The following is a 13027-nucleotide window of genomic DNA, read 5'->3' as shown; positions in this document are numbered from 1 at the left end:
GTAAACTATTGTTTACAATCCTCATCTTGGGTAACTAAAGTTGTCGCATGACTTCGCTTGAGATCACCCCCGAAGAACAGGTAGAGCTCGACAAGGCCCTCTACGACGCCCTGAACCCGCTCGTATCGGCCATCCGCTCCCGCACATCAGGGCTACCAGGGGACCGCATGTGGGAGGCGGACCCGGTCGAAGTGGCGCTGTCCGTCGTTGCCGCATGGAAGGTGGTGGACAAGGAGGTCAAACGGTTGACGGCGATCGCAGCGGGAACGGCCGGGTCTTACGGTGCGAGCTACGAGCAGCTGGGCACCGTTTGGGGCATCACCCGGCAAGGCGCCCGCAAGAAATGGCCTGATGCCATCAGCCGCCCGGCAACCACCGCAGCACACACGAGCGCCGTAATCGAACTGTTCGGTGGAACGGCCGAACTGACGCAAGAGCCTTCGTCCGGCGGCTGGAGGTGGACAGGCGAGGGCGCCGACGGAACACACGGCACGCCCGACGGCGACACCTCGTACGCGACGAAGGAAGAGGCGGCAGCCTACGCAGGGGCCTTCCTGAGGGAACACGCCGTTGATCAGCCCTAGGGTCAGCGTCGGGCCCAGATGAGAATCGCGGAGAGGTGGAGCGCCGCCTGGTAGGCAATGGCGAGCTTGTCGCATCGCATGGCCAGGCCGCGCCACTGTGGGCCGTTTGGAACGACCCGAGCTCGGCGGGCAGATCCTGCCACGGCGAGCAGGTGCGGCACTTCCGTGCGATGGCCTCAAGAGTCCGGCGGTGGTCGGCCCACCGCCGGCCCCGGACCGGATCGGTCGGCATCAACGGCGCGATCCGGGCCCACATCGAATCAGTGATCACTAATCGGACAGACACCTACGGTCAACCGACCAACCCGTCAAAGAGACACGCTCTAGTGGTCCAGGCAGTCGGCGGGCACCGTGCCCGGGTCCGCCAGCGCCAGGCCGAGCTGGGCGCGTTCGGTGACCCAGCGGGTCGGGCGGTGACGCGGGTCGCCGGTCGTCGTGTGCAGCGACCGGTGCAGCCGCAGCATCCGGTCCGCGCCGATCCGGTCCCCCCAGGCCAGCGGCCCGACCGGATAGCCGAGACCGGTGGTGACGGCGAGATCGATGTCCGCCGGGGTGGCGAGCGAACGCTCGGCGATCGACGCGGCGACGGAGACGATCGAGGCCAGCAGCCGCTGCGCGACCGAACCCGCCGTGTCCCGTACCACCGACACCGCGTACGGCTCGCCGCCGTCCTCCGCCGGCCGCGCCAGCACCGCGCGGGCATCCCGTGCGGCAGCCGGATCCGCCGCCGGGGTCACGGCCAGTACCCGGCGCTTCCCGACCGCCGCCAGCGGGTCCACTCCGAACGTGCGTCCGGCGGGCAGTCCGTGCGCCGCGACCGCGGCGGCCACCGTCGTACCCCAGACCGGGACCAGCACCAGCGCATCGGCGGACGGCTCCGCACCGCTCTCGACGACGGCGCCCGTCGCGGTCAGCGTCCGCCGCAGTGCGGTCGCGTCCGGCTCCGCCGCGCCCCCGACCACGTACACCGGGCGGTCCGCATCCCCCATGACCGGCGGCTCCGGAACCGGGGCCGGTGCGTCGGGGCCGTACGCGAACCAGCCGCGCCCGGTCTTGCGGCCGTGCAGCCCCGCAACCACCCGGTTCGGGGTGAGGTAGGAGGGACGGAGCCGGTCCGCGTACCGGAAGCCCTGCCAGATCGAGTCGATGACGGCGGCCGTCACATCCAGACCGGTGAGGTCCATCAGCTCGAACGGACCCATCCGCAGGCCGAGCACGTCCCGCGCGATCCGGTCGATGCCCGCCGGGTCGGCGACCGACTCCTCCAGCAGTGCGAGCGCCTCGGTCACCAGGCCGCGACCCGCGTGGTTCACCAGGAAGCCGGGCGTGTCGGCGACCGTCACCGCACGGTGGCCGCAGCCCTCGACGAGCGCGGTGAGCAGCGGCGGGATCTCCGGGCGGGTGGCCGCGCCCGGCACGATCTCGACGATCTTCATCAGCGGCACCGGGTTGAAGAAGTGCAGCCCGGCCAGGCGCGTCGGGTCCTTCAGCTCCGCCGCGATCCGGGTGACCGACAGCGAGGAGGTGTTGGTGGCGAAGACCGTCGAGGCGGGCAGCGCCCGTTCGAGCAGGCCGAAGACCTCCGCCTTGGTGGCGAGGTCCTCCCGTACCGCCTCGATGACCAGCTCGCAGTCCGGTCCGTCCGCCCACGGGTCGTCCAGCGGCACCAGCCGCTCCACAGTGGCGGCGGACTCCTCGGCGGAGAGCCTGCCCTTCTGCACGGCGCGGTCGAGCATGGACCGCACGAAGTCGACGGCGGCCGTCACCGCCTCCGGGCGTACATCGCACAGCTCGACGGTGTGTCCGGCGCTCGCAGCCCACTGGGCGATGCCGCGGCCCATGGCTCCGGCGCCGACGATCCTGATACGCATGGCGGTTGGGGTCCTCTCGGCGGTGCTGTCGGTGGGCGGGACGGCTGGGGCCTGCCCGGAACTCAACGAAGATAGACGCGCTCGGGGTCGACGTCCTCGCGCAGCAGTCGAAGTTCGGCCGCGGTCGGCGGCGGCACGGTCGCCACCGTGTCGGCGACCTCGAGATCCCAGCCGGTGGCCGCCCGTACCTGCTCGACGGTGACGCCCGGGTGGACGGCGACCAGCCGCAGCTCCTCGCCGACGCCCGCGCGGGCCAGGATGCCCAGTTCGGTGATGACCCGGGTGACACCGGCGCCCAGCGGCCTGATGCCTTCGGCCAGCGCGCGGTCGGGGCCCGGGGTGGTGCAGAAATCGAGCGTTTCGGTGAAGGAACGCGGATCGTGGCGGCGCATCACCACGAAGACCTCACGGGAGTTGGCCATCACCTCGACACCGCCGCCCGAGCCGGGCAGCCGGACCGACGGACTGTCCCAGTCGCCGATCACGGACGTGTTGAGACTGCCCCACCGGTCGATCTGCGCGGCCCCGAGGAACCCCACGTCGATGTGGCCACCCTGCAGCACACAGCCGAACAGGGCGGGCATCGACAGAACGGCTTCGGCGCCCGTGATCAGGACCGCGTCGGCGATGGTCTCCGGCAGGTGCGAGGGGTGGGCGCCGCAGACTCCCGACTCGTAGACGACCTCGATCTCCGGGGCCACCGTCAGATGCGCGAGTTCGGTGGCGAGCGTCGGCAGGCCGATCCCGGCGAACACGGTGCGGCGCGCGGCCAGTTCGCGGGAGGCGACGACGGAGAGCAGTTCCGACGAGGTGATGGTGTCCGGTGCGGTGGTGGTCATGACCCGTTCCTTCTCGTGTCCCGTTTCCGTACTCACAGCCGGCGTCCGTAGTTCACCGGCCGGCTGAGCGCCTCGCCGACCGCCAGCCCCGCCCAGAACTCCTCGCCGAGCTTGTCGACGTACTCGGCATGGTCGGCGGTGCCGTGCACCCACTCGTCCAGCCACTCCTGGAGCCGTCCCGGATCCTTGCTGATGTGCGACCAGGCCCGGTAGAAGGCGTTGTCCCGGTCGTAGTAACCCTGCGCGAAGGACGGGTGGGCGCCGCGCGGGCAGGCGACGACCGCGTCGACCGCATGGGCGGGGACGAGCGTACGGTTCGGGTCCGAGCGGATCACTTCGTCGTCGACGATCTCCTCCACGACGACGATCGCCTTGTCCGCCGCGTACACCGCTTCGGCCTGGATGCCGGTCAGGCCCCACATCTGGGTGTTGCCGCTCCGGTCGGCGCGCTGCGCGTGGATGATCGTCACATCCGGGTTGACGGGCGGGACGACATAGATCTGCTCGGCCTCGCCGTCCGGCCCCGGGTAGGGCGAAGTGACCTTCCGGAGATCGCTGTTGACGGACGGCAGATCGCTGCCGCCGTAGCTGCGCAGCGGATAGAACGGCAGCCGCTGGGAACCGGCGAGATATCGGCAGATCATCCCGTAGTGGCTGTACTCCTCGAAGGCGAGCGGTGCCGGGTCGCCGGTCTCGATGCGCCGCCGCAGTTCGCCGAGCGAACCGGCGGAGGAGTTGCCCACGAAGGACGAGACCAGTCGTGAGACGCAGCCCGCGGCGATCATCTGGTCCACCACGATGTCCGCGGTCATCCGGACGACGGTGAGGTCCCGGCGGCCCTGGCGGATGATCTCGTGGCCCGCGGCGGTCGGGATCAGGTGGGTGAAGCCTTCGAGGCAGACGGTGCCGCCGTCGTGGACGAAGGCGGCGATCGCCGCCTTCATCGACATCGTTTTGTCCCTGCGGTCCGTCGTGGCCACGGTGCTCCTCTGCCGGTGCGTGCGCGTCGTTCCACCGTGTCAGCGGCTATTGATTGCTGTCCAATACCAAATTAAGGTCGCATCGAGACGATCGATTAATGAATCCGGTCCGGAGGCCGGTGAGCGGAGGGCCGGGTATGGAGCTGCGTCATCTGTCCGCCTTTGTCGCCGTGGCCGAGGAGCTGCACTTCGGCAGGGCCGCCAAGCGGCTGCAGATGGCCCAGCCGCCGCTGAGCCAGCAGATCCGCCAGCTGGAGAAGGAGCTGGGTGTCCAGCTCTTCGAGCGCAACACCCGGTCGGTACGGCTCACCAGCGCGGGGGAGTCCTTCCTGCAGCCGGTGCGGACCGTCCTCGACGACCTCGACACCGCGGTACGGGCCGCGAAGGCCGCCGGGCGCGGCGAGTACGGACGGGTCAGCATCGGCTTCGCGGGCGCCTCCAGTCACGAGACGCTGCCGCTCCTCACGAGGGCCGTGCGCGCCGCCCACCCCGCACTCGAACTGGTCATGAAAGGGCAGACGTACGCCAACGTCGCCCTGGACAGGGTCGCCGACGGATCGCTCGACCTGGGGTTCATCCGGCTGCCGGTGACCCAGCCCGGCGTCGCGTACCGGGTGATCGACGAGGAGGAGCTGGTGTGCGCGCTGCCCTCCGACCACCGGCTCGCCCAGCTGGACAGCGTCCCCATCGAGGTCCTCGCCGAGGAGCCCTTCGTCTCCTTCCCCGCCAACACCGGCTCCACCGTGCGGGACGCGATGGTCGGGGCCTGCGAGGCGGCCGGGTTCAACCCGCGTGTGGTGCAGGAGGCCCCCGACTCGTACACCATCCTGGCGCTCGTCGCCGCAGGCGTCGGTGTGACGCTCACGGTCACCTCCGTCCAGCACATCCAGCAGAACGGGCTCGTCTACCGGCCCCTCGCCGGGCCGCCCATCCGGCTCCAGGCGGCGCTGGCCTGGCGGGCCGACAACCCGTCCGCCGCTCTGCGGGCGGTGCTCGCCGTGGCGGAGGACGCCCTGCCCACACCCGTGCACCCGGCCGCAGCCGATTGAGACGCGCAACGTCTTGAACCAGGGCGAAGTGGATATTGGACCGACTCAGTCGCGAGGTGCGAGGGTCGGCGCACACGCCCCTCGCCACCGGAAGGTCCCGCCGTGCCCGACCAGCAGCTCGACATCGTCATCTGTGAACCGCTGCGCACACCCATCGGCCGCTTCGGCGGGGCATTCGCCCAGCAGACCCCGGCCGCACTCGCCGCACGCGTCATCGCCGAGATCGTCGCCCGCACCGGCGTCGACCCGGCCGCCGTCGACGAGGTCATCCTGGGCCACGCCTACCCGTCCTCCGAAGCCCCCGCCATCGGCCGGGTCGCCGCCCTCGACGCCGGGCTCCCGGAATCCGTGACCGGTGCGCAGATCGACCGCCGCTGCGGCTCCGGACTGCAGGCCGTGCTCGACGCGGCGATGCAGATCCGGGCCGGCTTCAGCGAGGTCGTGATCGCGGGCGGCGTCGACGTGATGAGCGCCGCCCCGTACTACACGCACGACGGCCGCTGGGGCATCAAGGGCCCCGGGCTGCAGCTCCACGACTCGCTGGCCCGCGGCCGGGTCACCGCGGGAGGCGTCAACCACCCGGTCCCCGGCGGGATGATCGAGACCGCGGAGAACCTGCGGCGGGAGTACGGCATCAGCCGCGCCGACCAGGACGCCCTCGCCCTGCGCTCGCAGCAGCGCGCCGCCCGCGCCGTGGCGGAGGGGCGGTACGACGCGGAGACCGTCGCCGTCACCGTGCGCACCCGCAAGGGTGAGACGACCGTCACCGCGGACGAGCACCCGCGCCCCGACACCACCGCCGAACAGCTCGCAGCGCTGCGGCCGATCATGCTGAAGTCCGACCCGGACGCCACCGTCACCGCGGGGAACGCCAGCGGTCAGAACGACGCGGCCGCCGCCTGTCTGGTGACGAGCGCGGCGACCGCCGAACGCCTCGGGCTGAACCCGCTGGTGCGGCTGGTCTCCTTCGCGCGAGCCGGAGTCCCGGCCGCGACGATGGGCATCGGGCCCGTCCCGGCGACCCGTGCGGCCCTGGCCCGCGCCGGACTCACCCTGGCCGACCTCGACCTGATCGAGCTGAACGAGGCCTTCGCCGCCCAAGTGCTCGCCTGCACGCGTGAACTGGGACTCGGCGACATCGACCACGAGCAGCGGATCAACGTCAACGGCTCCGGAGTCTCCCTGGGACACCCCGTCGGTGCCACCGGCGCCCGCATCCTCGCCACACTGACCCGCGAGCTGCACCGGCGCGAGGCCCGGTACGGCCTGGAGACCATGTGCATCGGAGGCGGACAGGGCCTCGCCGCCGTCTTCGAACGCATCGCGGCCTGACGCGCACGCACGGCAGCCGATCGTCAGTGAGACGCACAGCGTCTCACTGAACCGGCAATTCGGTATTGGACCGCTCTGGGTCCCGGCTGGCACCGTAACCGCCATCACCCACGCCGCCGTCCCCCACTTCCCCACGCGGCAACGGGCGTCTCGGGCGACGCCCCTTCCCTTCCCCCTGCCATCCGCTTGATCAATGACGTTCACGGGAGCCACCATGAGTGCGTCCACCGCCACCGCGCGAGAGCGAACCAGAGCCGCCAACCGGGCCGGATTCGGTGCCTTCATCGGTTCGACCATCGAATGGTTCGACTTCTACATCTACGGGACCGCGGCAGCGCTCGTCTTCGACAAGGTGTTCTTCCCCGAACTGGACGGGCCGATCGGAACGTTGGTCGCCTTCGCGACCTTCTGGGTCGGCTTCCTCGCCCGCCCCCTCGGCGGCATCATTTTCGGCCACTACGGCGACCGCCTCGGCCGTAAGAAGACCCTGGTCATCACCCTGCTGATGATGGGCATCTCGACCACCGCGATCGGTCTGCTGCCGAGCTACGCCTCCATCGGCGTCGCCGCCCCGATCCTGCTGATCTGTATCCGCATGGTGCAGGGCATCGGCCTCGGCGGCGAGTGGGGCGGCTCCGTCCTGATCGCCTCCGAGCATGCCCCCAAGGGCAAGTCCGTGCTGTACGGGGCGTTCGCCCAGCAGGGCTCGCCCGTCGGCAACACGCTCTCCACCCTGAGCTTCCTCGCCATCAGCCAGCTGCCCGACTCGGCGTTCGTCTCCTGGGGTTGGCGTGTGCCGTTCCTCTTCTCCGCCGCCCTCGTCATCGTCGGACTCCTCGTCCGGCTGAAGGTCGCCGAGTCCCCGGCGATGGCGAAGCTCATCGAGAAGAAGGAGGTCGTCAAGGTTCCGCTGACCGAGGTCCTGCGCTCCCACCCCATGCTGATCGTCCTCGGCATCGGCGCCTGCACCATCGGTCTGTCGGCGACGTACTTCAAGTCGACGTTCGCCCTGTCCTGGGCCACCTCGTCGCTCGGCTTCGACCGCAGCTCGTTCCTGACGATCATCCTCGTCGCCAACATCACCCAGATCATCGTGCAGCCCTTCGGTGCGCTCATCGCCACCCGGATGAAGAGCTGGTCCCGCGCGGTGACGGTGATGCTGCTGCCCGAACTCATCCTGATGCCGGTGATGTTCCTGCTGATCCGCACCGAGAACTACGGTCTCGCGATGGTCGGCGTGGCCGTCGCCACCATCCCGCACTGCCTCTACTACGCGGCCCTGGCCGGCATGCTGGCCAGCCGGTTCCCGGCCCACCTCCGCTACACCGGCATCTCCCTCTGCTACCAGCTCTGCGGAACGCTGCTCGGCGGTACGACCCCGATCATCGGCCAGTACCTGCTGAACCGCACCGGCTCGATCACCGCCGTCATCGTCTACGCGATCTTCCAGGTGGCGCTGACCCTGGGCTGCATGCTGCTCCTGCTCAAGCGCCCCAACCACGACGAGCAGGCAACGGAGCCGGTCTCCGTACCGCGTGCCGCCACCGCCACCGCCTGACCCCACCCCTGCGAGAAGAGATACGGAGGCCGGCCGCCATGCCGCTGACCGTGAACGGCATCCCGGACGTCCTCGCGCTGAGCGGGCGCGACCTCGGGCACTCCGGCTGGAAGGAGATCACCCAGGAGCTGATCGACGCGTACGCGCACGTCTCCGGGGATCACCAGTGGATCCACACCGACGTCGAACGCGCCGCGTCCGGCCCGTACGGACGCACCATCGCCCACGGATACATGGTGCTGAGCTGGGGCATCCCGATGTTCGGCGAACTGCTCCGGGTCGAGGGTGTGGGCCGCGCCCTCAACTACGGCGTCAACCGGGTCCGTTACCCGGCTCCCGTGCCGGTCGGCAGCCGGGTCCGGCTGCATGCCGCGGTCGCCGAGGTGAAGGAGGTCGCGCGGGGCGGCGTACAGATGACCCGGGCCTTCACCTTCGAGCTCGAAGGGTCGAAGAAGCCGGCGTGCGTGGCGGAGTCGCTGACGCACTTCTATCCGTAGCCGCGCCCCCGCCTTTCCGCGGCCGTGACCCCCGCCGGCCGGGCTCCGTCCGAGCCCGGTCGACAGGGGTCGCGGCCACGGTCTCAGGCCACCCGCTCCGTCTCCAGCGGCACCGCCAGGTGGTCCCATTCCGCATCCGGGTCCGTGAGCCGGTTCAGCCGTGCCGGTACGTCGAACCCGACCAGCAGCACCACGATCACCGTGCCCGCGAACGTCAGCACGGCCAGTGCCCGGCCCAGGTCCATGCCGGACGCGAGATGCGCCCCGAGCACCGGTGCGACGGCGCCGCCCAGCGCTCCCACGTTGTACGTGAAGCCGAGCGCCGCGCCCCGGCTCCGGGTCGGGAAGTGGCCGCCGATGTAGCGCGGCAGCAGCCCCGAGATGCCGAAACTCGTCGCCTGCAGCAGGAAGAGCAGGACGCCGAGCAGCAGCAGATTGTTGTGCACGGCGAAGACCGGATAGACGAAGGCGAGCGATGCCAGCAGCGTCAGGGCGTACGCCTTCTTCGCGCCGATCCGGTCGCCCAGGAAGCCCGCCGTCCAGCAGCCGACCATCGTGCCGAAGCCCGCGAAGTAGAGGACATCGGTGACCTGGTCGGGGGTGTAGCCCAGCTCCGTCTTCAGATACGTGGGCAGCAGCGCCTGGATCGGCCACGAGTACAGGAACGCGAAGAACAGCGTCACGATCATCGACAGATACAGCAGCCAGCTGCGCTTCCCGCCCAGCTGCACGGCGAACGCGGCGAGCGTCAGGCCGGCGACCACCGACAGCACCGGCACCATCCCCGTACCGGCCGGGGTGAAGATCATGAAGAGGGAGACGGTGGCGAGGACGACGAGCATCGTGTTGACGGTGGCCCGGGCGCGGGTGACGAACAGCGGCCGGAACGGATTGGGTTTGGCGCCCTTGTCCGCGACGGACTCCGTCCACTCCTCGGCCTCCGGGAGCGCCCGGCGCATCCACAGCGCTATCGCGATCGGGATCAGGCCCAGGTAGAACATCCAGCGCCAGCCGAGCGACGGCACGACCCAGTTGTAGACCTGTGCGGCGAGCACCGAGCCGACCGAGAAGCCGGAGATCAGGAAGCCGCTGGCCCGGCTGCGCAGCTTCGCCGGCCAGCTCTCCATGACGTACGTGGAACTGGCGCTGTACTCACCGGCCATGCCCACGCCGATGGCGAGCCGGGCGGCGAACAGGCTGTGGTAGTTCCAGGCGAACCCGCAGGCGAAGGTGCCGAGCGAGTACAGCAGGATCGACAGGATCATGGAGAGCTTGCGCCCGAACCGGTCTCCGATGGCGCCGAGTACCGCACCGCCCAGCCAGCGGGTGATGAACGCACCGGAGATCAGACTGGCCGCCTGCACCGTGCTCAGACCGAAGTCGTCACTGATCTCGGTGAGGACGAGAGTGATCAGCACGAAGTCGAAGCCGTCGAGGACGTAACCGATCCAGGCGGCGAGGAACGACTTCCACTGGGTGGGGCTCACCTCGCGGTACCAGGGGAGCGTGGGGGGTGTGGTGGTCTGCACGGTGTCTCCAGGATGCGGCACGGCACTCGCCCTCGAGTGACCGCCCGCGTGGTGGGGGCTGGTTCAGGGCCGGGCTATGCCCGCCACGAAACGCGTGGTCAGGGCGGTGGGAGCGGTGATGGCGGTGCCGACGACGATGCTGTGGGCACCGCGGTCCAGGGCCTCGGCCGCCTCTTCGGGGGTGTTGATACGGCCTTCGGCGACCACCGGGACGTCGATCGCGGCAGACAGCGCCGCCACCAGGTCGAGATCGGGACCGGTCTGCTTCGGCGTCCCGGGCACATAGCCCGACAGCGTCGTCGAGACGAAGTCCGCGCCCTGGGCGGCCGCGGCGAGGCCCTCGGCGAGCGTCGACACATCGGCCATGACCAGCGCACCGGCCTCGTGGACCGCGGTGACCAGGTCGGCGAAGGCCGACCCGTCGGGGCGCGGCCGGTCGGTGGCGTCGGCGGCGACGACGGCGGCGCCCGCCGCGGCGATCGCCAGGGCGTGCCGGACGGTCGGGGTGATGTAGACGCCGATGTCGCCGTCCTTCCAGAGCCCGATGACCGGCAGGTCGACGGCCGCGGCGATCGCGGCTACGACCTCCGGCTCATTGGCCCGGATCGCGGCGGCGCCACCGGCGGCGGCGGACTGCGCAAGCCGGACGAGGGTGCCGGTCTCCCGCATCGGGTCACCGGGAGGTGCTTGACAGGACACGATCAGCTTGCCCTGGAGGGAGGCGGCCAGTTCCTGCGCGGTCATCGGAGAACTCCTGGGTGGTGGAGAGGGAGAGTGGTGGTCAGGGCGGCGGCCCCGAGCACCGCGGCGTCGTGGCCGAACAGCGGCGCGACGGGTGCGAGTCCCCGCAGCGGCGGCATCAGCTCGGCGGCGAACGCCGCGGCGAGCGCATCGCCGTACAGCGAGCCGATCCGGGGGACGCCGCCGCCGATGACGACCCGGTCGGGGCCGAGGGCATTGGCGAGCCCGCCGAGCACCTGGCCGGTGGCGGCCGCGCCGGAGGTGATGGCGTGGACGGCGTCCGCATTGCCCCGCGCGGCCCGCTCGGCCACGGTTTCGAGCCGGTCCACCGAGGTGCCGGTGAGCCGTTCGTAATGAGCGGTGATGCCGGGGCCGGAGGCGATGACCTCCAGGTGGCCGGTGGCACCGCAGGTGCAGGGCAGCCCCGCGGCCTCAGGGCTCGGCAGATGGCCGAGATGTCCGGCGATGCCCGAGGCCCCGTGCAGCATCCGCCCGTCGACGGCGACCGCGCCGCCCACACCGGTACCGATTGCCGCGAACAGCAGTGACGCATGGGCCGAAACCTCCGCGACCAGCGCGGTGAGCTCCGGCCCGGCCGTGGCGCGTACGTCGTTGTCGCAGGCCACCGGCAGTCCGGTACGGTCCGCGAGCCCGGCACCGAGCTCGGTGCCCGCCCAGCCGCGGAGCGAGTCGGTGGCGCTGGTGACCCTGCCGGTGCGGGGATCGACGACTCCGGCTGCGGCGATGCCGAGCGCGGTGGCGAGCCGCGCCGGGTCGACCTCGGCGGCCGCCGCCGCGAGCGCGTCGAGCACGGCCGGGGCGCCCTCCCGGGCCGGGGTGGGCCGGGTGTGCCGTGCCAGGACGGTACCGTCCGCGCCGAAGAGCGCGGCGGCGATCTTCGTACCACCGAGATCGAGTCCGATCACCGGGGCGCCGGTGGCCGAGGACGGCGGGCTCAGGCTCATCGGACCGCGGGCAGGCCTGCGGCACGCAGCCGCTGTGCCACCAGGGCGACCGACTCGTCGCTCAGCTGGATCTGCGGGAACGCGGTGTCGCCGCACGCGATGATCCCGAGCAGCTGCAGCGCGGCCTTGAACGCCCCGAGCGCCGACGAGCTGCGGCCCATGTCCGCCTCCGGGCCGACATCGACCATGGCGAACAGCGCGACGAGCCGCTCCTGCTCCCTCGCGGCGAGCGCCCAGTCGCCGGCCCGCGCGGCGTCGTACAGCCGGACGTACCCGGCCGGGTCGACATTGCCGATGCCCGGCACGACACCGTCGGCGCCGGCCAGCAGCGCCGCGTCCACGGTGAGTTCGGAACCGGTGAGGATGCTGAACTCCGGAGCCGGTCCCTCCCTGCGGCCCTCGCGCCCGCCGAGCTCCACGATCAGCCGGCGCAGCCCGCCCTCGTCGCCGCTGCTGTCCTTGAGGCCGGCCAGCGTGCCGTCCTCGGCGAGCTCGCGCACGAGCGCGGAGGAAAGCTTGCTGTGGACGGCGACCGGGATGTCGTAGGCGAACAGTGGCAGATCGACGGCCGCCCGCAGCCGGCGGAAGTGCTGGGCGATCTCCTTGCCGTGGGTGCGGGTGTAGAACGGCGCAGTCGCAACCAGTGCGTCCGCACCGAGGCCGGCGGCGGTCCTGGCGTGCTCGGCGACGCGTGCGGTGGTGGTGTCGATGACACCCGCCAGTACCGGGACGCGGCCGTCGGTCACACGGACGACGGTCTCCAGCGTCGTGGCGCGCTGTTCGTCGGTGAGGTAGGCGACCTCACTGGTGGAACCGAGCGCGAAGAGTCCGTGCACGCCCCCGCCGATGAGGTGCTCGACCAGGTCGGTCAGAGAGGCGGTGTCGACCTCCCCGTGGGAGTCGAGCGGGGTGCACACCGGCGGGACGACGCCGTGCAGCGGTGCGGTCAGAGACATGGTGAGGCTCCAGCTTGTCGGTACACCGATCGCGGCCTGTGGCGGCTGCGCAGATCGAGACATGAGACGTAAGATGTCCTATGTCTGACCTCACCTTAAACAGATGCTCCTGCGACCGGTCAAGGG

The 13027-nt window shown here is 70.8% G+C and carries 12 protein-coding genes and 1 pseudogene; 5 read left to right on the top strand and 8 right to left on the bottom strand.

What is annotated here, in order from left to right; all coding sequences use genetic code 11:
• The first annotated feature begins 47 nt into the window (after positions 1–47).
• Entirely contained in the window at positions 48–584 is a 537-nt protein-coding gene (locus OG972_RS09520) for a hypothetical protein (protein WP_266980071.1), read from the top strand.
• Positions 585–681: 97 nt separating this feature from the next.
• Here OG972_RS09520 and OG972_RS09515 read toward each other — a convergent pair.
• From OG972_RS09515 to OG972_RS09500, 4 genes and pseudogenes are all read right to left on the bottom strand, one after another.
• Positions 682–870, bottom strand: a pseudogene (locus tag OG972_RS09515) (transposase); the annotation flags it as partial.
• Positions 871–907: 37 nt separating this feature from the next.
• The gene (locus OG972_RS09510) at positions 908–2455 is read right to left on the bottom strand and encodes a 3-hydroxyacyl-CoA dehydrogenase (protein WP_266980069.1); all 1548 of its coding nucleotides are present in this window, start codon (positions 2453–2455) and stop codon (positions 908–910) included.
• Positions 2456–2517: 62 nt separating this feature from the next.
• Positions 2518–3294, bottom strand: a complete 777-nt coding sequence (locus tag OG972_RS09505; protein WP_266980068.1) for a CoA-transferase subunit beta — start codon at positions 3292–3294, stop codon at positions 2518–2520.
• 32 nt (positions 3295–3326) lie between these two features.
• Positions 3327–4244, bottom strand: coding sequence for a CoA transferase subunit A (locus tag OG972_RS09500; protein WP_266990366.1), 918 nt, complete (start codon positions 4242–4244; stop codon positions 3327–3329).
• Between the two features lie 167 nt (positions 4245–4411).
• On the opposite strand from OG972_RS09500, the gene OG972_RS09495 reads away from it, so the two are divergent.
• From OG972_RS09495 to OG972_RS09480, 4 genes are all read left to right on the top strand, one after another.
• On the top strand, positions 4412–5323 hold the full coding sequence (locus tag OG972_RS09495; RefSeq protein ID WP_266980066.1) for a LysR family transcriptional regulator: 912 nt from the start codon (positions 4412–4414) through the stop codon (positions 5321–5323).
• Between the two features lie 102 nt (positions 5324–5425).
• Positions 5426–6655, top strand: coding sequence for an acetyl-CoA C-acetyltransferase (locus OG972_RS09490; RefSeq protein WP_266980064.1), 1230 nt, complete (start codon positions 5426–5428; stop codon positions 6653–6655).
• A gap of 214 nt (positions 6656–6869) precedes the next feature.
• Complete coding sequence (locus OG972_RS09485; protein ID WP_266980062.1) at positions 6870–8213, top strand: MFS transporter; 1344 nt, start codon at positions 6870–6872, stop codon at positions 8211–8213.
• 38 nt (positions 8214–8251) lie between these two features.
• Positions 8252–8710 (top strand): MaoC family dehydratase, encoded by a 459-nt coding sequence (locus OG972_RS09480; RefSeq protein ID WP_266980061.1) that lies wholly within the window; start codon positions 8252–8254, stop codon positions 8708–8710.
• Positions 8711–8793: 83 nt separating this feature from the next.
• On the opposite strand, the gene OG972_RS09475 is transcribed toward OG972_RS09480, so the two are convergent.
• From OG972_RS09475 to OG972_RS09460, 4 genes are all read right to left on the bottom strand, one after another.
• Complete coding sequence (locus tag OG972_RS09475; protein ID WP_266980059.1) at positions 8794–10239, bottom strand: sialate:H+ symport family MFS transporter; 1446 nt, start codon at positions 10237–10239, stop codon at positions 8794–8796.
• Positions 10240–10302: 63 nt separating this feature from the next.
• Positions 10303–10983, bottom strand: coding sequence for an N-acetylmannosamine-6-phosphate 2-epimerase (locus OG972_RS09470; protein WP_266980057.1), 681 nt, complete (start codon positions 10981–10983; stop codon positions 10303–10305).
• Positions 10980–11945: an ROK family protein gene (locus OG972_RS09465; protein ID WP_266980055.1), complete on the bottom strand. Its 966-nt coding sequence runs from the start codon at positions 11943–11945 to the stop codon at positions 10980–10982. Before OG972_RS09465 ends, OG972_RS09470 begins: the two co-directional genes overlap by 4 nt.
• On the bottom strand, positions 11942–12901 hold the full coding sequence (locus tag OG972_RS09460; RefSeq protein ID WP_266980053.1) for a dihydrodipicolinate synthase family protein: 960 nt from the start codon (positions 12899–12901) through the stop codon (positions 11942–11944). The genes OG972_RS09465 and OG972_RS09460 overlap by 4 nt, the downstream gene beginning before the upstream one ends.
• Between the last annotated feature and the right edge of the window lie 126 nt (positions 12902–13027).

This window comes from Streptomyces sp. NBC_01669 (assembly GCF_026339735.1).
Taxonomy (GTDB): Bacteria; Actinomycetota; Actinomycetes; order Streptomycetales; family Streptomycetaceae; genus Streptomyces; species Streptomyces yanii.
This window is presented reverse-complemented; position numbering and strand designations above follow the sequence as displayed.